The following is a 19,932-nucleotide window of genomic DNA, read 5'->3' as shown; positions in this document are numbered from 1 at the left end:
GGGCGCGGCGACTGCCGGCCGAGAGGCGTGGCCGGGTTCGGTTCAGCGGCGCCGACGACGTTCGTGGCCGGAACACCGTCGGAACACCCGGCACGGCCGCGACCGCCCGGACCTCTCCGGCCCGACGACGGTCCCGCCGTAGGCCGGGCCCGCCGCTCCGCCCGGGACCGCCCGTTCCCCGCGTGCCGCCGTGGGGGCCCGGGCCGAGGGCTCTTCGGGCGTCCCGACGCCGCACGCGGTGGCCGGCGTGGGGCCGGCCACCGCGTGGTGGAGGGGGGAGAGGATCGATCGGGTGGCGGAGGGGGAGCAGGACCGACCGGGGGGCGGGCGCCGTGCGGTCAGGCGGCCGGGCTGCCCGCGATCCACTCGCTCCACGGCATGTTCCAGTCGCTGAGGCCGTTGCCCGGGGCCAGCCTGGTCTTGTCCTCGGAGTTCTTGACGATCACGACGTCACCGGTCATCGAGTGGTCGAAGAACCACGCGGCGTGCGTCCTGCCGTCGCCGCCGCCCCTGACGTCCTTCAGGCCCACGCAGCCGTGGCTGGTGTTGACCTTGCCGAAGACCGAGTCGCCGCCCCAGTAGTTGCCGTGGATGAACGTGCCCGAGTCGGTCAGGCGCATGGCGTGCGGCACGGCCTCGATGTCGTACGAGGGCTTGCCGTTCTTCTCCGTGAGGCCGACGCTCGCGCCGTTCATGTGGATCTGCCCGAACTTCTCGGAGATCACCATCCGCCCGTTGTACGTCGGGTGCTCGGCGCTGCCCGACGAGATCGGGATGGTTCTGATCGCCTTGCCGTCGCGGACGACGGTCATCTGCTTGGTCCTGGCGTCCACGGTGCTGATCTGGCTCCGGCCGATCTTGAACGTGACCGTCTTCTGGATGCCGTAGCGGCTGAGCGTGACGGTGACGGTGGAGCCGGCCTTCCAGTAACTCCGGGGGCGGAAGTCCAGGCGGTGGTCGCCGAACCAGTGACCGACGACCTGCTGGCCGCTGCTTGAGCTGACCTGGATCTCCGACTCCACGGCAGTCCTGTCACGGACCGCCGGGCCGAAGTCGACCGTCACCGGCATGCCCACGCCGACGGTCGAGCCGTCCTCGGGGGAGACGTGCCCGATGAAGTCGTTGGCCGGGGAGACCGTGGTGATGGTGGCGTTGTCGAGGGCGGAGCGCCCCTTGGCGTCCTCGGCCTCCGCGGCTATCTGATACCTGGTGGCGCGCTCCAGCGAACGGTTCGGCTTCCAGGAGGCGCCGTCCGCGGACAGCGTGCCCCGGATCTGGGCGCCGGTCGCGACGGCGGTCATGGTCACCTTGGTGAGCCTGCCGTGGCTGACGGTGACACCGACCGGATCGTTGACCCCGACGCCGTGCGCACCCTGCCCGGGCGTGATCTCCATGCGGGCGTCGGACGCCTCCTGGGCGCCCGGCTGATCGGCCCGCGCCTGTGCTGTCGGGCGGCTCCCGGCGTCGTTACCGCCGGTGGCGGCGATGCTCGTACCGCCGAGGGCCGTCACCGCGAGTACGCCGCCGAGTACGCCGGCCGTAGCCACCAGCCCGGTGCGTCGTGTACCCAGCCTGAACAAACGCTTCTCCCATGCCACTGGTCTCTGTGTCCCTGCGCTGATCGCCGAAAGGGCGCGAGCAGCTCTGAGACTACTTATAGACATATCTCCATTCGGAAATGGGCAAATTGTGTTGAACGCCACGCATTGTCGGGCGCGCCACCGAGCCGCCCCCGGGCGGCTGCCGCGCTCACAGCCGCTTCATGGCCGCCTCACGGCCGGGGTGACGGCGAGGCGCCGCTCCTGGCGCGGGGCAGGGGGCCGTGTGACGCCGACGGCGCTCACCGCCGTCCTTCCGGCGTCACGCCGGGCGCGACGTACACGCGCAGGCCGGCCACCTGGTGCGGGGTCCAGGAACGGGCGTATCCGGGCGGGCTGCCGTCCGGCGCCACGAGGGCGGCGGTGGGCAGCCGGCGCGCGGTTCGCCCGATGCCGGCCGCCGTGGTGTTGGCGTCGTGGCCGGAGGTCGCCGCGGACGAGCAGCCCGCGTAGTAGGCGATCGGGACATAGTTCTCCCCCGTCACCAGGCAGGGCGGGTGAACGCCCAGGCGGTGCAGCCCGGCGGCGACGGCGGCCCACTCGCGGTGGGCCGCGGTGGTGCGGCGCACGGTGTGCTCCAGTACCACGAACTGCACGGCCAGGTGCCCGACCAGAGCGAGGGGCAGCAGCACCAGGATCAACGGCCGGGGGATCCGTCCGGGCGCCCGGACCAGGCACACCAGAAGATCGGCGACCGGAAGGGCGAGCAGCGCATAGGCGGGCAGCAGGAAGCGGGGCGCCGCGTAGCCGATCAGGAAGAGGTACGGGAACGCCGCCGAGGCGGCGCACGCCAGCGGCACGAGCGTGGCGGCGGGGCGGCGGGCGCGGACGGCGACCACGGCCGCGAGAGCGGCGAGCAGGGGCAGAGCGCACCACCACAGCGTCTCCGGCACGGAGGGCGGGGCGCTGGTGCAGGGGCGGCACAGCGTACGTCCGCCCAGCGCGCGCAGCTGGTCTGCGACGGCGATGTTCCAGCCCAGGCCGCCCTGGATGCGGGACGCGTCGGACAGGCGTTGCGCCGGTCCGCCGTAGGAGACGTACGCCTCGATCACCCACTCGGCCGCCCCGGCGGCCAGGCCGGCGGCCAGCGCCGCCGACAGCGCGGGGCGCCTCCACCGGCGCAGGAACACCGGCAGGAGGAGCAGGGGGAGGGCCGCCCAGACCGCGTCGGTGGGGCGCATCCAGGCCATCAGGCAGGCGCTCAGGCCCACGCCCCACAGAGCCGTGCGGTCGAAGCGGTTCGCCTGGGCGCGCAGGAACCAGCCCGTGCCGGCCAGGGCGCCGACGGCGACCCAGTAGTTGGGCATGGCCTGGGGGCCGTAGAACAGCGTCACCCACAAGGTGGCGAACAGGGCGCCCCCGGTCGCGAGCACCCGCGCGGGGAAGACGCCCCGCCATGCGCGAAGCGCGAGGAAGAGGGCGAGGCCGGACAGGGCGGCCAGGTAGATCCGCAGCACCGCGGTGGACGACGTCCAGGCGGCGATCGGCGCCACCAGCAGCGGAACGCCACGGGCCCGCGGGGCGCTGAAGAACGCCGCCGGCGCGTGGGAGGAGACCTGGCTGACGTAGACCGACTCGTCCCAGCCGAGCCCCATTCCCGGTCGCACGAGAAGGAGCTGGGCCAGAGTGAAGGCGCCGGCGACGGCCGCGAGCGCCGCCTCGCCGGAAGGCCGGGGGACGAAGCGAACGGTGCTCGGCGTGGCGACCCCGGGCGGGTCGGCCGACGTGGCCGACGTGCTGTCCGTGGCCTGCGGGCCGTCTCTCATCACTCACCCCTCGCTCCTGCGGGCGGGCCGGCATGCCCTCTCCATGCTGAAAGGTCTCAGTCACGGCCGGCACCGGCCCGGGGGGCGGGCCGAACGGCGTAACGCCCGGCCGAGCGCAGAGCGAGATGTCCGCCGCCCTCTGGGCGGGCGACCGGGTTCTGTCTCCGGCGGAGGTCCGGGCCGTTGCCGGACGCGCGTCCGTTGTCGCCCCGGGCTACCTGCCCGTGGTCGGAGGCCGACCCCGGTTCGACGACCCGGCGGCACGGGGGTGACCGGCTCGGCCCGGGGGGAGGCTCCACAGCCGACCCTGGTCGGGGCGGCGGGGCAGTCGGGCGGCGGGGCGGCGGGGCGGCGTGTGGGCTGTGGAGCCTCGGCCGGGGATCCGGTCCGGCGGGCCGGGCGCGTGGACCCGTGCCAGGGTCTCCGGTCCGCCGGACCGGACGGCGAGGAACGTAACATCTCTGCAAGCCTTACGAAAGGGCTTGCTCGCCGTCAGATTCCCTCGCAGGCAGGGGTTTTGACGTTCGGAGCGGGAATCCGGGGAGTCACGACGAGGAGGGTTGACCGGCGGGCCCCGGACTCGTACGGTCTCGACCGCAAGTGCTTGCTGTTCATTTTCAGCAAGAATCGTCAAAGGCCTGCCGGGCACGGCGCGTTGCTGCGTGAGGCCTCTCATCCGCATCAGGTGGATCAGGAGGAACGATGGTCAACAAGACCGTGACCGCTGCACTCGCCCTCGTGGCGGGAGCCGCTGTGGTCGTCACGGCGCCCGCGACCGCGCAGGCGGACCCGCCCGGCGACAAGGACGTCACCGCCGTGATGTTCGAGTGGAACTTCGCCTCGGTCGCCAGGGCCTGCACGGACCGGCTCGGTCCGGACGGCTACGGGTACGTCCAGGTGTCCCCGCCCAACGAGCACGCCCAGGGTCCGCAGTGGTGGACGGCCTATCAGCCCGTCAGCTACAGGATCGCCACGAAACTGGGCGACCGCACCGCCTTCAAGAACATGATCGACACGTGCCACGGCGCAGGCGTCAAGGTCGTGGTGGACACGGTGATCAACCACATGGCCAACAGCGCGGGCACCGGAACCGGGGGCTCGAGCTACAGCAAGTACGACTACCCCGGCACGTACTCCGCGTCCGACATGGACGACTGCAAGGCGGAGATCACCAACTACGCGGACCGCTGGAACGTCCAGCACTGCGAGCTGGTGAGCCTGCCCGACCTGGACACCGACGAGGAGCACGTCCGCCGGACGATCGCCGGGTACCTGAACGACCTGCTGTCCCTCGGCGTGGACGGCTTCCGCGTCGACGCGGCCAAGCACATCGCCGTCGCCGACCTCGCCGACATCAAGAGCCGCCTCACCGACCCGGGCGTCTACATGAAGATGGAGACCATCGGAGCCGCCGGCGAGGCCGTGCAGCCGGGCGAGTACACCGGGGTCGGCGACGTCCAGGAGTTCGCCTACGGCAGGGACCTCAAGCGCGTCTTCTCCGGCGAAAGACTGGCGTACCTGAAGAACTTCGGCGAAGCCTGGGGATACATCTCCAGCAGCAAGGCCGCCACCTTCGTCACCAACCACGACACCGAGCGCAACGGCTCGACGCTGAGCTACAAGGACGGCGCGAACTACACGCTCGCCGAGGTCTTCAGCCTGGCATGGCCTTACGGCTCGCCGGACGTCCACTCCGGCTACGAGTTCAGCGACAAGGACGCCGGCGGACCCGACAACGGCCAGGTCAACGCCTGTTACACCGGCGGATGGAAATGCCAGCACGCCTGGCGCGAGATCGCGAGCATGGTCAAGTTCCGCAACACCGCGGGCAGCGCCGCCGTGAGCGACTGGTGGGACAACGGCAACAACGCCATCGCCTTCGGCCGAGGCAACAGGGCCTACGTCGCGATCAACCACGAACCCTCGTCGCTGACCAGGACCTTCCGGACGTCGCTGCCCGCCGGAACCTACTGCGACGTGCAGAGCGACAGGCCCGTCACGGTGAACGGCTCCGGAGAGTTCACCGCCACCCTCGGCGCGAACAGCGCGCTCGCCCTGCACACCGGGGCCACCGGCTGCGGCGGCACCACTCCCGGGAACCCCGGCCCCGAGAACCCCGACGGTACGGTCGGCGCCTCGTTCAGCGTGAACGCCACCACCTCCTGGGGCCAGAACATCTACGTCACCGGGAACAACTCCGCGCTCGGCAACTGGAACCCCGCTGCCGCGCTCAGGCTGGACCCGGCGGCCTACCCCGTCTGGAAGCTGGACGTCGCCCTCCCGGCCGGCACCTCCTTCGAGTACAAGTACGTGCGCAAGGACGCCGCCGGCAACGTCACCTGGGAGAGCGGAGGCAACCGCACCGCCACCGTCCCGTCCAGCGGCAGGACACTGCTCAACGACACCTGGCGCAGCTGAGCCAGGGCGGGCGCTCCGCTCCCGGACCGAAGGGCCGCCCCGAACGGGCGGGACGGTGAGGCCCCCTCGCCCTGCCTCGCCCTGCCTCGCCATGCCTCACCCTGCGTCACCGACCGCGGTGCGCTCCCGGCCGATCGGGAGCGCACCGCCCGGCGGGTCGTAGATGCCCAGCCGGGCGGCGCCGCCCGGCAGGCAGTGTCCTTAGCGTGCCCATGAATTTCCCAGGAGCGCACGATTGCCCGTTCGGGGAGGTGCTGGGAGAGTCGGGGCGGGACACTGGCGGCCCCGTCACCGTGTCACCGCTTCACCGTGGCGGGGGTACGTGAACGGGCCTGGTGAGAAGGCGCCCCCAGCCCCCTGAGAACGATGGAGCGCGAAATGGCCGACCAAGCGATGGGCGACGACGTCTACCAGCCGGACGGTTCCGAGGTGCAGGACGACGTCGGGCTGCTCGACGCGTCGGACACCCTGGACTACAGGGCTGGAGACCAGGCGATGGACGAGGGCTACTCGCCACCGGAGAGGCCCTGGGGCGTGGAGCACACAGGTGTCACGGCGTCGGAGCGGCACAGGGGCGAGAGCCTGGACGAGCGTCTCTCCGAGGAGGTGCCGGACATCGGCGTCCCGGAGGGTGACGGCATCGGTGACGCCTGGGACACCGACGGCGAGCTCATCGACGACGAGGTCGGAGACGAGCGCGCCGGACGGCTCGTCGCGCTCGACGAGGGCACCCGTGGGAACACCGAGTCCGGCCTGTTCGCGTTCGACAGAGGGCTGGACGGAGCCGGGGCGTCGGCCGAGGAGGCCGCGATCCATGTGATCCCCGACCCCGAGAACTACTGAAGGGGCCGAGGGGGGCGACGCGGGCGGGCTCGGTGGTGGACGGCAGGGGGCTCGCCCTACTCCTGCACGAAGGCGAGGATGTCGGCGTTGAGGACCTCGGGATGGGTCGACAGCATCCCGTGGGGATAGCCCTCGTAGCTCTTGAGCCTGCCGTTGCGGAGCAGCTCGGCGGACTTCGGGCCCGAGTCCGCGTACGGCACGACCTGGTCGTCCGTCCCGTGCATGACCAGGACGGGGACGTCGATCTTCTTCAGGTCCTCGGTGAAGTCGGTCTCCGAGAACGCCTTGATGCATTCGTAGTGGGCGTTCGTGGCCCCCATCATCCCCTGCCACCACCACCGGTCGATCAGCCCCTGGGACACCTCGGCGCCGGGCCGGTTGAAGCCGTAGAAGGGCCCTGTGGGCACGTCGATGAAGAACTGGGCCCGGTTGGCGGCGAGAGCGGCGCGGAATCCGTCGAAGACCTCGATCGGGGTGCCCTCGGGGTTGCTGTCCTTCTTCACCATGACCGGGGGGACGGCCGCGACGAGCACCGCCTTGGCGACGCGGCCGGGCTCGGCCTGTGCCACATAGCGCGTGACCTCACCGCCGCCGGTGGAGTGCCCGATGTGCACCGCTCCCCGCAGGTCCAGGGCGCCGGTCAGGACGTTGACGTCGGCGGCGTAGGTGTCCATGTCATGGCCGGTGGCCGGCTGGCCGGAGCGGCCGTGCCCCCGGCGGTCGTGGGCGACGACGCGGTACCCCTTGCCGAGGAAGTACAGCAACTGGGCGTCCCAGTCGTCCGAGCTGAGCGGCCAGCCGTGGTGGAAGACGATCGGCTGAGCGTCTCGGGGGCCCCAGTCCTTGTAGAAGAGGGTGGTGCCGTCCGGCGTGGTCACGGTGCTCATCGCTGGTCCTTCTGTCGCATCGGATGTTCGCTGGTGCGTCGCGTGACGCGAGTCGCACGACGTGAAGCAGCCCGTGCAACCGATCCGTGGTCCTGCGGTGGCGCCCGGCGAGGGGGAGGGCCTGGGCGTTGCGTGCGCCTCTGAGCGCGCCGTGTCGGCAGGGGCGTGCTCACCCGACACGCGGATGTCGGTCGCGCCATCGACCCTAGCCGGAACAGCCCGGGTCGGCGCGGTGAGCTGCTTCCGCCACCGCGGCGTAAGCAGCTCACCGACCGGCCCGGAGACTCTGAGGAATCTCCCCGCTCTCCCCTGCCCGCTCCGCTCAGTGCAGCTTCTTCCCCTGGGCCAGCATGGCGACGAACTTCTCGATGCGCGCCGCCCGGGTCTCCGGCTTCTTGGCGTCCCCGACCCGGTGCAGGATCGCGAACCGGTTGCGGCTGTCCAGGGTGGCGAAGAAGTCCCGGGCCGCGGGAGCCTCGTCCAGCGCGGCCTGGAGGTCGTCGGGCACCGTCGCCTTGCTCTGTGACGCGTACGCCGCCTCCCAGCGGCCGTCCGCCTTGGCCTTGTCGACCTCACGCAGACCGGCGGGCCGCATCCGGCCGCTGCTGATCAGCTCGGCGGCCTTCGTCCGGTTCACCTGCGACCACTTGCTGCCGGGCCGCCGCGGGGTGAAACGCTGCAGCCAGTACTGCTCGTCCTGCTTCTTCTTCTGCCCGTCGATCCAGCCGTAGCACAGGGCCGACTCCAGCGCGTGCGCGTAGTCCACGCCGTCCACCCCGGAGCCGTTCTTCGGGATCTGGAACCAGATCCCCGGTACGTCCTCGTGGTTCTCCTCCAGCCACTTCTCCCACTCCTCCTGCGTGGCGAAGGACAGGACCGGATCGGGCGACTTCCGTGCTCCCTCAGACATGGACGTCATGAAATCCCAGCCGTCGGCACCGGGTCAACAACCGCACCGGCAGGGGCGCGCGCCTGCTTCGAGGCGGGGGGCGCGGCACAGACACGGAGAGGGCGGAGTCCGGCGCGGCGACGAAACCGCCCCGGCGGTCCGGTCCGCGATGCCCAGGGCCGCCGTCGGCGTGCACAAAGTTGAGCAGCAGTCCTCCGGCGCTCCGGGCTACCGTCCCCGCTGGCCGAGCGGACACGGAAGGGCGGACGCATGACGACGATGTACGAGCACGTCGGCGGCGAAGAGGCGCTGCGGCGGCTGGCGGAGCACTTCCACCACCTGGTGCTGGAGGACCCGCTGCTGGGCGACCTGTTCCGGGCCGGATCGCCGTACCACGCCGACCACCTCACCGCGTTCCTCGCCGAGATGCTCGGCGGGCCCGCCCGCTACACGGACGAACTCGGCGGATTCATCGCGCTGTTGCGCGCTCACGCCGGCATGCGGATCACCCCGGAGCAGAGCGATCGGTTCGTCACCCTGCTGCTCCGGGCGGCCGACGAGGTCGGGCTGCCCGATGACGACCGCTTCCGCAAGGCGTTCACCGCCAGTGTCGAGAAGGCGGCCGGATTCACCACCAAGGCGTCCCAGGACGACGACCACCCCATGCTTCAGCCGCCGTATCCGGTACTGGGCCGCTGGCAGTGGTGAACCGGCACCGCGCGTCGTCCGAGGCGACCGACCACTGAGACGAGGGGGATCGTTGAAGCCCGCGGAGCCCGTCCCCGTGTCATCCGCCGAGGTGACCGCCGGCACCACCTGTGCGCGACTGCTCGGCATCCTGCAGCCACTGGTCGGCCAGGCCGGTCCGGTGGGCCCGGACACCGAACTGGCCGACGCCGGACTCTCCTCGCTCGCCGCCGTGCGGCTGATGCTGGAGATCGAGACGGAGTTCGGCACGGAGATGCCCCTCTCCGGGCTCCTGGAGTGCCGCACCCCGCGCGACCTCGCCGACCGGATCGACCGAGCCGGCCGTTCCGGCCGTGATGGCGGCGAGAACGGCGAGAACGGCGACGAGGCCGTCGGCGCCGTCGGCCCCGTGGACGTGGTGGCGGCCCCCGCCTCACGGTACGAGCCCGTCCCGGCGACCCCCATGCAGGAGGCGTACGTCGTCGGCAGGTACCCGGAGCTGGACCCGGACGCCTTCGGCTGTCACCACTACCACGAGTTCGCCGTCGACGGGCTGGACGCCGACCGGCTGTCCCGGGCCTGGCAGCGGGTCGTGGAGCACTTCGACGCCCTCAGGCTCACCGGCGTCGGACGCAACCAGCGGGTCCAGGAGAGCGTGCGGGCGCCCGGACCCGTCGTCCACGAGACGGCGGACGCGGACGCGCTGGAGACCGAGGCCGGCGCCGTGCGCCGCCGGCTGTCCCACCACCGCTACCCGCCGGGCCACTGGCCGCCGTTCCAGGTCGAGATCTGCCGGGAGCCCGCCGGACGCGCCGTCGTCCACCTCAGCCTGGACGGCACCGTCACCGACGCCCACGGCACCGACCTGCTCCTGCACCACTGGTGGCAGGCCTACGACGACGACGGACACCGGCTGCCGGAGGTCCCGTTCAGCCTCCGCGACACCCTGGACGCGCTCGCCCGCCACCGCGACTCCGCCGTCCACCGGGCCGCCCTGTCGCGGGCCGCCGAACGTCTCAAGGACCTGCCCGGCGGACCGGCGCTCCTGCTCGCCGAGCCGCCCCCGCCGCCCCCTGGTCTCGACGGCCATCTGCGCACCCCGCGCCGCGCGCGGCTCACCCCGGCCCAGTGGACGCGCTTGCGGGCCCGGGCCGCCGGGCTGCGCGTCTCACCCACCTCGCTGGTGCTGACCGCGTTCACCGAAGCTCTGACACCGGCCGGTTCTGACGATCCCTTCACCCTCGTCCTGACCACGACGGACCGGCCCCGGCTGCCGGCCGCCGCGGAGGGACTCGTCGGCCCCTACACCTCCGGATGCCTGCTCGTCGTCGACGCGCACACACCCGCCCTGTCGCCGCAGGACGCCGCCCGCACCACCCACCAGCGGGTGTGGGAGGCGTTGTCCCACGCGGCCGTCGGCAGCGTCGAGGTGCTGCGCGAGCTGCGCGCGCACGGCACCGAGGCGCCCGCGCTGCCCGTGGTCTTCACCAGCCTGCTGGACCTGACCTTCGACGGCGCCGGGCGGGGCAGCCTGACCGACCACGAGCGGTACGCGGTAGGCCAGACCTCCGGCATCGCGCTCGACCACCAGATGCGGGAGCGCGACGGCGGCCTGGACTTCCGCTGGGACACCGCCGACGCCCTCTTCCCGCCGGGCACGCCCGACGCCCTGTTCGGCCGCTTCTGCCGGCTGCTGCAAGGACTGTGCGAACCGGCGCCCGACACCGCGCCGCCACCCCGGGAACTCCAGCAGGCGTATCTCGTGGCCCGCCTCGACGGACACACCGGCCGCGGCTGCCAGTACCACCAGAGCTTCCACGTGGACGATCTGGACCTCGGACGGCTGCGCGACACCTGGCGCGAACTCGTCACCGCACACGAGGCGTTGCGTCTGCGCACCGGCTCCGACGGCACGCTGGGCGTCCTGCCCGCGGCCCCGGTGGACGCCTGGATCCCGGTCGTCGACGTCCCCGAGGGCGCGGACGCCGAAGCCGTCGACCGCGCCGTACGCGCCGACATGACCCACCGGCCCTTCGGGCTCGGCCGGGGCGCGCACACCGACCTCCGGGTCGTCCGGGCGCCGGGCCGGCCCGCCACCGTGCACCTGGCCGTCGACCTGCTGGTCGGGGACGCCCGGAGCATCGTGCTGCTGGCCCGCGACCTGCTGCGCCGGTACGCCGACCCCGACGGCGCCCCGCCCGTCCCGACCCGGCTGCCCCGGGCGCCCCGGCCGGTGTCCGAAGCGGCGCGCGCCCACTGGCGGGACCGGCTCGCCGGCCTGCCGGCCGGGCCACCGCTACGGGACGCGCAGGGACCCTCCCACCCCCGGCGCCGTGAGCACCTCCTCACCGACCGCACCGCCCTCACCGCCTGGGCCGACCGGCACGGAGTGAGCCTCGACGCCACCCTGCTGGCCGCCTACTGCACCGTCCTCGGCGCCCGGTACGACGAGCCGTTCGCCTTGCCCGTGGTCTGCTTCACCGGCCGGGACGCGCAGCGCCCCGCGGAGTTCACCGAGCTGACCTGGACGCGCTCACCGGAGCCCGGCGCCGACCTGGCCGGCCTCGCCCGCGCCTGCCACCGGCAGCTGACCGCGGACCTGGAGCGGGGCGGCGGCGCCGGTCTCGCCGAGATGCGCTCGCTCGTCATGCGGCGCCGCAAGGACGAGGACTTCGCGCATCCCGTGGTCTTCACGACCGTCCTCGACGTCCGCGACCGTCCTCTGCCGGCCGGGGTGCGCTCCGGCCCCGCGGGCACCGCCACCACCGACGTGGCCCTCGACTGCGTGACGGTCGACGACGGGGCCGCCCTGCACCTGGCCTGGGACGCGCTGGACGAGCGGTTCCCTGACGGCGTGCTGGACCGGGCGTTCGCGCACTACGTCGACCTGCTCACTGCGACGGCCGCGGAACGCGGCACGGACGCCGACGGCGCGCGGGGCGGGCCGCCGCCGAGCGGCGCCACGGCCGACGCCGCCGGACCCGCCGAGCGCGACCGCCTCCTGTACGCCTTCAACGACACCGCCCGCCCCTACCCGGCCGAGGGCCCCGTCCATCTGCTCTTCGAACGGCAGGCTCGCAGCAACCCCGACGCGGTGGCGCTGCGCTGGCGCGAGGGCACCATGACGTACGGCGAACTGAACCGCCGGGCCAACCTGGTCGCGCACCGGCTCCGGCAGGCCGGCGTCGGCGAGGGCGCCTCCGTGGGCATCTCCGTGCGGCGCGGCCCGGCGATGGCCGTGTCCGTGTTCGCCGTCCTCAAGGCGGGCGGGGCCTACGTGCCCGTGGACCCCTCGCTGCCGGACGACCGCGCCCACGGGATGCTCCGGGACACCCGCACCGGGCACCTGCTGGTCACCGCGGGCGGTCCCGGCTGGCAGGCGCCGGACGGCATACTCGTCCACGACCTGGACGCGCCCGGGATCACCGGCGCGCATCTGCCCGACCCGGGCGACCCCGAATCCGTCACCGGCCCCGACTCGGTGGCCTACCGGCTGTTCACCTCCGGCAGCACCGGACGGCCCAAGTGCGTGGTGGTGGCGCACCGTTCCCTGCACAACCTCTTCGACTGGTGCCACCGCACCTTCGACTTCGGCCCGCGCGACACCGGGCTGTGCGTCACCTCCCTCGGCTTCGACCTGTCCGTCTTCGACATCCTCGGACTCCTCGCCTACGGCGCCGGTCTCTACGTCGCCGACGAGGCCGAGCAGCGCGACCCCGAGCTGCTGACCGAGGCCCTGCTGCGGGAGCCGGTCACCTTCTGGAACTCCGCGCCCACCACCCTGGCCCGGCTCGCACCGCTCCTTCGGGAACACCGAGGACACCCCGGCGCAGGCGATCTGCGCCTGGTCTTCCTCAGCGGCGACTGGATCCCGGTGTCCCTGCCCGACGACGTGCGCGGGGTGTTCGGCGGGGCCCGGGTGATCAGTCTCGGCGGCGCCACCGAGGCCACCGTCTGGTCCAACTGGTATCCCGTGGGCGTCGTCGACCCCGAGTGGCGCAGCATCCCGTACGGCAGGCCCATCGACAACGCCCGTTACTACGTCCTGGACGAGCGTCGGGAGCCCTGCCCGGTCGGCGTGGAGGGCGATCTCTACATCGCCGGCGACTGTCTCAGCCTCGGCTACCACGGACAGCCGGAACTGACCCGGGAACGGTTCGTCCCCGAGCCGTTCGCGGGCGGCCCTGAGTCCCGCATGTACGCCACCGGGGACCGGGCGGCCTTCCGCGGCGACGGGGTGATGGTCTTCCTGGGACGACGCGACCACCAGGTGAAGATCCGGGGCTTCCGCGTCGAACTCGGCGAGATCGAGCACCGGTTGCGCGCTCATCCCGCCGTGCACGACGCGGTGGTGGTGGCCCGCCCCGACGGCTCGGGGGACCGGCGGCTGGTGGCGTACCTGCTCGCCGAACCGGGCGTGGCCCGGCCCTCCGTCGCCGAGCTGCGCGCCCACGCCGCCCGGACCCTGCCCGACTACATGGTCCCGAACTTCGTGGCGTTCCTGCCCTCCTTCCCGGCGACCGGCAACGGCAAGCTGGACCGGGATGCCCTGCCGTGGCCGCTGCCCGCGCCCGGAGAGCCGGAACCGCCCACGACGGAGGCGCACGGGGAGGCGTCGGCCGAGCGGCCGACGGAGCGACCCGGGACCGGACCCGGCTCCCCCTTCCCGCCCGCCGCCCGACTGGGCGAGGAGATCGGCTCGTTGCTGGCCGAACTGATCGGCGTGCCCGGACTGGACCCGACGCTCGACCTGTGGGACCAGGGCGCCACCTCCTTCACCCTGGCCCAGCTGTCCTCGGCGCTGCGGGCGCGCTACGGCCGCCGCGTCCCCGTCTCGGCCCTGCTGGCCGAACCGACCGTCGCCGGGATGGCCCGCCACCTCGCGGGCGGCGGCGACCGGGCCGGTGCGGCTCCCGAGCCGACGACGGAGGTGCCGGCGGCCCAGGAGGAACGGCCCCCCGAGCCCGCGGCGCCGGACGCCCCGGTCCCCCCGGACAGCGTGGAGTTCTTCTCCGCCGAGGACCGCGACCGTTTCAAGTCGCAGGCCTGGCACCTGCGGCGGCGCTCCGGCGACGAACCCCTCCTGGTCCTCGACGGACCCCTGCCGTCCGCCGAGCGGTACCGGGAGCGCGCCACCCGACGGGACTTCGCCGACGGTCCGCTCGCACACGACGGCTTCCTGCGCTTCCTGGCCGCCCTGCGCTCCCGTCCGGCCGGCGACGGCCCACGCCGGTTGTACCCCTCGGCCGGGGACACCTACGCCGTACAGGTCTACCTGCACGTCAAACCGGGCGCGGTGGAGGGCGTCCCGGGCGGCCTGTACTACCACCGTCCGGACGACCACGCCCTGCAGCGCGTCGCCGTCGAACCCGGGATCGACCGCACCGTCCACTTCTCCTACAACCGTCCCGTCTTCGACCGCGCGGCGTTCGAGGTGTACCTGATCTCCGAGCCGCGCGGCGTCGAGCCGCTGTACGGCGAGGAGTCGGAGCTGTACCTCGCGGTCGAGGCCGGCTACATGGGGCAGTTGCTGATGAGCGGGCAGCAGGAGAGCGGCGTCGGCCTGTGCGCCGTGGGCGGCCTCGCCTTCGACCGGGTCCGGGGCGCCCTCCGGCTGCATCCCGGCCAGCGGCTGCTGCACGCCTTCCTCGCCGGTCCGCTGCCCCAGGAGCCCCCGGCGCGCGTCCGGCCGGTCCGGGAGCGGCAGGCCGCCGCCGAGCCGCGGGCGACCGCCCGGCCGGCGCCGGCGGACGTGGCCGTCATGGGCGCGGCCGGGCGCTATCCCGGTGCGGACGGCCTGGAGGAGTTCTGGGAGAACCTGCGCTCCGGGCGTCGCACGCTCGGCCCGCTGCCCGCCGAACGCCTGGCCGCGTTCGCCGCCGCCGGCGCCGCGGCGGACCGGGCGCGGACCTGGCCGCACGGGGGCTATCTGCGCGGCGACGACGGATTCGACGGCCGGCTGTTCCGTATCTCCCCTCAGGAGGCCGAAGGCCTGGATCCGCAACTGCGGCTGCTGCTGCCGGTGGTGTGGCAGTGCCTGGAGGACGCCGGCCACACACCGGGCAGTCTCGTCCGGGACGGTGAGCGGGTCGGAGTGTTCACGGCGACCATGTGGCACGACCACCGGCAGGCGGGCGAGGCCCGGTGGCGGGAGGGTGCGCCGGCCCGCCAGGCGGGCGCCGCCTCCGACCTCCCGGCCCGGATCGCGCACTGCCTCGGGCTCGAGGGCCCGGCCGTCGCGGTGGACACCGCCTGCTCCTCCTCGCTGACCGCCCTGCACCTGGCCGTCACCAGCCTGCGTCAGGGGGAGTGCGACGCGGCGCTGGTGACGGGCGTCAACGTCGTCGCCCACCCCTACCACCTCGCGCTGCTGAGCGACCTCGGCCTGGCGGCCGAGCGGCCCTCGGCCGGCGCGTTCGGCGCCGAGGACGGCGGCTGGCCGCCCGGCGAGGGCGCGGGCGCGCTGCTGCTGCGCCCGCTGCGGGACGCCGTGGAGCGCCGTGACGTCCTGCACGCGGTAGTCGAGGCGACCGGCATCGGCGCGGCCGGGCGGCCCGGACCGTTTGCGATGCCCGCCGCCGGCCCGCTCGCCCGCTCCCTCACCCGCATGCTGCACCGGCACGGGCTCGAGGGGGCGGACATCGGGTACGCCGAGTGCGCCGCCTCCGGCGCGCTGCTGGCCGACGCCGCCGAACTGGACGCCCTGCTCACGGCGTTGCGCCCGCCCGGCAGCACCGGGGACCTGCTCGTCGGCACGGTCAAACCGCACATCGGCCATCTGGAGGCGGCCTCCGGGCTGTCGCAGCTCACCAAGGTGCTCCTGCAACTGCGCGAGCGCACGCTGGCGCCGACCGCTGTGGCGCCCCGGCGCACCGCACTGCCCGACTGGACCCGGCTCACGGTTCCCGGCACGGCCCGGCCCTGGACACCGGTCGCACCGGGCGCGCCGCTGCGGGCACTCGTCAACGCCGTCTCGGCGACGGGCGCGTACGGCCACGCCGTGCTCCGCTCCGTCGACGGCGCGGACGGCGCGGAGAGCGCGGACGGGGTGGACCGATGACCCGGCCCGCCCGCTCCGGACCCCACCCCGGATCCCACCGAACGGAAGGACAGCGGTGACCGGTACCTGGCTGAAGGACGGCGACGCCACCCTCGACGCACCGCTGCGCCTGTTCTGCTTCGCCCACGCCGGTGGCGGCGGCGGCTTCTTCCGGCCGTGGCGGGAGAAGCTGCTGCCGGAGATCGAGGTGTGCCCGGTGATCCTGCCCGGCCGCGAGACCCGCGTCGCCGAGCCCGCCCACCGGAGCATGGAGGATCTCCTCGGCCCGCTGTGCGAGGGCCTCGCCCCCCACCTGGACCGGCCGTACGCCCTGTTCGGCCACAGCACCGGAGCGGCCGTCGCCTACGAGGTCGCCCGCCGCTTCCAGGACGACCCGGCGCGCGCCCCGCGCCGGCTGCTGGTCTCGGGGCGGCGCGCCCCGCATCTGGCGGCCCGCCGGCCCCCGTTCGCGGGCCTCGCCGACGACGACTTCCTGCGGGTCGTCGCCGAGCTGGGCGGCACCCCGCAGGAGGTGATGCGGCAGCGCGACCTGATGCGGATGTTCCTGCCCGCGCTGCGCGCCGACTTCCATCTCAACGAGAGCTACCGGCCGCTGCCCGGCCCCCGGCTGCGCTGCCCGCTGTCCGGGTTCACCGGCGACCACGACCCGGAGGTCACCCCGCTGGAACTGCGGCTGTGGAAGACCATGAGCGAGGGCCCGTTCCGGATGCGGGTCTACGACGGCGACCACTTCTACCTGGCCGGGCTGCCCGAGCCGCTGCGCACGGACCTGCTGGGGGATCTGCGCGAGGACATCCGGCAGACGGTGTCCTGACCCGCTTCACGGCGGGCCGGGATGCCGGACCACCGTCACGTCCGGCCCGTGGCCCCGCCGCAGCGCCACCGCCACGAGATGCCGTTCACCCCGGGGCCACTGGGCGAACTGCCAGAGCAGACCGTCGTCGTCGGCCGCGGCCAGCCGGGGCGCACCGGCCGCGTCCGGGGTGACGGCGTAGGAGTCCGGGGGCAGCAGGAAGCCCAGGCCCCGCGCCTTCCCGTACGCCTCTTTCAGCGTCCAGTGCCGCAGGAACACGGCGCCCCGCTCGGCGGCCGGAGCGGCGAGCACCCGCGCGGCCTCCCGGGGATGGAACATCGCGCGCGCCACGCGCACCGGATCCACCGAGCGGTCGGTGACCTCCACGTCGACGCCGCAGTCCAGCTCGGGGCAGACGAGACAGACGGCCAGGCCCGGGGCGTGGGCGACGCTGAAACGCAGCAGGGGCTCGGTGAGCGGCCCGGCGGTCTCCGGACGGCCGTGCGGACCCGTCGTGAACCGCCAGCCGGCGGGCGGGACGTCGGGAACGCAGCGGCTGAGCGCGGTCCGCAGCAGGGTGCGGGCCGCGACGTACAGCCCGCGGTCCCCGTCCCTGCGGAAGGCCCCGCAGCGCCGCCGCTCCTCCTCCGACAGCAGGCTCCGGTCGCCGTAGGCGTCCGGGGCGGCGGCCCACACATGGGCGAGGGGAGCGCCGGTGAGCGCGTGGTGCAGGGCGACACGGGACGGCGGCGGGGTTCCCTCGGGCATGGCGGCCTCCCCGGTACCGGCCCCTGGCCGTCGGACTCCCCGCGGCGCGTACCGAGCCTGCGGGGCACGGAACGGCCCCGCCGTGCAAAAGTGAGCAGATCCGCGACGCCCGCAACGGTTACAACCGGGGGAGCTGGGGCCCGGCGGAAGGCCCCCGACCGCGGGAGCGACCATGGCCGTCGGCATCGAGGCGATCAACGCCTATGTGGCACGTGCCAGTTTCGACGTGGCCGAACTCTTCCGCGGCCGCGGCCTGGACATGACCCGGTTCGACAACCTCATGATGCGCCAGAAATCGGTCAACCTGCCCTGTGAGGACGCGGTCACCAACGCGGCCAACGCGGCCAGGCCCCTCCTGGACCGGCTAACCCCCGAGGAACGCGACGCCATCGAACTCCTCGTCGTCGGCACCGAGTCGGGGCTCGACCTGGGCAAACCCATCTCCACCTACATCCACCACCACCTCGGCCTCAGCCCGCGCTGCCGTTCCTTCGAGGTCAAACACGCCTGCTACGGCGGCACGGCCGCCCTCCAGACCGCCGCCGGCATCATCGGCGCCTCCCCCGTGGACACCGCCAAAGCCCTGGTGATCGCCGCCGACGCGCCGAGCGCCGCGGCCCGCGGCACCTACTGGGAACCCTCCGAGGGCGCCGGCGCCGTCGCCCTCCTGGTCGGCCGCCGGCCGCGGGTCCTGGAGCTCGACCCCGGAGCCAGCGGCCTGCACACCTTCGAGGTGATGGACACCCTGCGACCCCGCCCGGACCTGGACTTCGTCGACTCCGACGTGTCCCTGCTGTCGTACCTGACCTGTCTGGAGCGCAGCTTCGCCGCCTACCGCGAACGGGTGGCCGGCGCCGACGTGGTCGACAGCTTCGCCCACCTGGTCCTGCACACCCCGTTCGCCGGCATGGTCAAGGGCGCGCACCGCAAACTGCTGCGCACCCACAAGGGTCTGGGACCACGCGAGGCGGCCGAGGACTTCACCCGCCGGGTCGCGCCCACCCTGCACTACGGCTCCCGGGTCGGGAACCTGTTCTCCGCCTCGCTCTACCTCGCCCTGTGCTCACTCCTCGACCACGGCGCCCCCGAGACACCGTGCCGCATCGGGCTGTTCTCCTACGGCTCCGGGTGCGGCTCGGAGTTCTTCAGCGGCGTCCTCGGCGAGGAGGCGGTGGCCACCGCCGGCCGGATGCGCATCGGCGCCGCCCTCGACGCCCGGCGGGCGCTGACCATGGAGGAGTACGACGCCGTCACCGAACTCGGCGGCGACCGCGCGTTCGGCGTGCGGGACCTGGACGTCGACACCAAGCCCTACGCGGACCTGTACGGCGACCTGTTCGACGGCGCAGGGCTGCTGACGCTGGACCGTATCGAGAACTTCCACCGCCTCTACTCCTGGAGCTGACCGACCGATGAGCCACGGCACCGTCCGCGTCCGGCACCAGGACCCCGCCGTCGTGCGGATCACCCTGAGCCGGCCCGAGCGCGGCAACACCGTCGACTCCGCCCTGATCGCCGATCTGCACGAGGCCCTGGACGGCGCCGAGAAGTCCGACACCTGCCGGCTGGTGGTGCTCGACTCGCCCGGGCCGGTGTTCTGCAACGGGCTGGACATGGCCGAGGCGGCCGGGGAGTTCCCGGCAGCGCCCGGCCGCGACGCGGAACCGGGCCGGGGGGCGTCCGACGGATCCGCGTTCTTCGGGCTGCTCCGGCGGCTCACCGAGGTGCCCAGGCTGACCCTCGCCTGCGTGGACGGGCGGGTGGCCGGCGGCGGTGTGGGGATCGCCGCGGCCTGCGATCTCGTCCACACCACCGAACGCGGCCTGTTCAGCCTCCCCGAGGCACTGTGGGGCCTGCTGCCGTGCAGCGTGCTGCCGTTCCTGATCCGGCGCACCGGCTCGCGCACCGCCGGCGTCATGACCCTCACCACCCTGCCGCTCACCGCTCAGGAGGCCGTGGACCGGGGACTCGCCGACGAACTGTCGCCCGACGCCGGGCCGCTGACGCGACGGCTGCTGTCCCGGCTGACCAAGGTCGACGTCCGGATGATCGGAGAGGCCAAGGCGTACCTGTCCGCGCTGCACCCCGTCACCGCCGAGACCGAGCGGCGCGCGGTCACCGAGTTCGCCCGGCTCGCCGCGGAGCCCGGCGTCCGCGAGGGCATGGCACGGTTCGCCGCCGAAGGGCGCTATCCGTGGGAACGGTGAACGCCGGTCCAGGATC

At 73.4% G+C, this 19,932-nt stretch carries 12 protein-coding genes; 7 read left to right on the top strand and 5 right to left on the bottom strand.

Annotated features, from left to right (window positions below; genetic code table 11):
• Positions 1-338: 338 nt before the first annotated feature.
• Positions 339-1,550: a L,D-transpeptidase gene (locus IE239_RS19345; protein WP_373308119.1), complete on the bottom strand. Its 1,212-nt coding sequence runs from the start codon at positions 1,548-1,550 to the stop codon at positions 339-341.
• A 290-nt stretch (positions 1,551-1,840) separates the two neighbouring features.
• Complete coding sequence (locus tag IE239_RS19340) at positions 1,841-3,364, bottom strand: hypothetical protein (RefSeq protein ID WP_373308118.1); 1,524 nt, start codon at positions 3,362-3,364, stop codon at positions 1,841-1,843.
• Between the two features lie 702 nt (positions 3,365-4,066).
• Here IE239_RS19340 and IE239_RS19335 point away from each other — a divergent pair.
• The gene (locus tag IE239_RS19335; protein ID WP_190150610.1) at positions 4,067-5,782 is read left to right on the top strand and encodes a carbohydrate-binding module family 20 domain-containing protein; all 1,716 of its coding nucleotides are present in this window, start codon (positions 4,067-4,069) and stop codon (positions 5,780-5,782) included.
• 378 nt (positions 5,783-6,160) lie between these two features.
• Complete coding sequence (locus tag IE239_RS19330; protein ID WP_190150609.1) at positions 6,161-6,625, top strand: DUF5709 domain-containing protein; 465 nt, start codon at positions 6,161-6,163, stop codon at positions 6,623-6,625.
• A gap of 56 nt (positions 6,626-6,681) precedes the next feature.
• On the opposite strand, the gene IE239_RS19325 is transcribed toward IE239_RS19330, so the two are convergent.
• Both IE239_RS19325 and IE239_RS19320 read right to left on the bottom strand, forming a co-directional pair.
• Positions 6,682-7,512: an alpha/beta fold hydrolase gene (locus IE239_RS19325; RefSeq protein ID WP_190150608.1), complete on the bottom strand. Its 831-nt coding sequence runs from the start codon at positions 7,510-7,512 to the stop codon at positions 6,682-6,684.
• Positions 7,513-7,834: 322 nt separating this feature from the next.
• On the bottom strand, positions 7,835-8,431 hold the full coding sequence (locus IE239_RS19320; protein ID WP_373308117.1) for a YdeI/OmpD-associated family protein: 597 nt from the start codon (positions 8,429-8,431) through the stop codon (positions 7,835-7,837).
• 240 nt (positions 8,432-8,671) lie between these two features.
• Here IE239_RS19320 and IE239_RS42190 point away from each other — a divergent pair, with 240 nt between their 5' ends.
• From IE239_RS42190 to IE239_RS19310, 3 genes are all read left to right on the top strand, one after another.
• Entirely contained in the window at positions 8,672-9,109 is a 438-nt protein-coding gene (locus IE239_RS42190) for a group II truncated hemoglobin (protein ID WP_229878188.1), read from the top strand.
• A gap of 76 nt (positions 9,110-9,185) precedes the next feature.
• On the top strand, positions 9,186-16,148 hold the full coding sequence (locus IE239_RS19315; protein WP_229878187.1) for an amino acid adenylation domain-containing protein: 6,963 nt from the start codon (positions 9,186-9,188) through the stop codon (positions 16,146-16,148).
• A 55-nt stretch (positions 16,149-16,203) separates the two neighbouring features.
• Positions 16,204-16,962, top strand: coding sequence for a thioesterase II family protein (locus tag IE239_RS19310; RefSeq protein ID WP_190150605.1), 759 nt, complete (start codon positions 16,204-16,206; stop codon positions 16,960-16,962).
• A gap of 6 nt (positions 16,963-16,968) precedes the next feature.
• On the opposite strand, the gene IE239_RS19305 is transcribed toward IE239_RS19310, so the two are convergent.
• Positions 16,969-17,709 carry a 4'-phosphopantetheinyl transferase family protein gene (locus IE239_RS19305; protein WP_190150604.1) on the bottom strand — a complete coding sequence of 247 codons (741 nt, stop codon included), beginning with the start codon at positions 17,707-17,709 and terminating at the stop codon, positions 16,969-16,971.
• A 172-nt stretch (positions 17,710-17,881) separates the two neighbouring features.
• Here IE239_RS19305 and IE239_RS19300 point away from each other — a divergent pair, with 172 nt between their 5' ends.
• Positions 17,882-19,114, top strand: coding sequence for a hydroxymethylglutaryl-CoA synthase family protein (locus tag IE239_RS19300; protein WP_190150603.1), 1,233 nt, complete (start codon positions 17,882-17,884; stop codon positions 19,112-19,114).
• A gap of 7 nt (positions 19,115-19,121) precedes the next feature.
• On the top strand, positions 19,122-19,916 hold the full coding sequence (locus IE239_RS19295) for an enoyl-CoA hydratase-related protein (protein WP_190150602.1): 795 nt from the start codon (positions 19,122-19,124) through the stop codon (positions 19,914-19,916).
• The last annotated feature ends 16 nt before the right edge of the window (positions 19,917-19,932 follow it).

Origin of the sequence: Streptomyces humidus, assembly GCF_014649655.1 — a bacterium.
GTDB classification, from domain to species: domain Bacteria; phylum Actinomycetota; class Actinomycetes; order Streptomycetales; family Streptomycetaceae; genus Streptomyces; species Streptomyces humidus.
The sequence above is the reverse complement of the archived record's forward strand: the minus strand, read 5'-3'. Positions and strand labels throughout refer to the sequence as shown.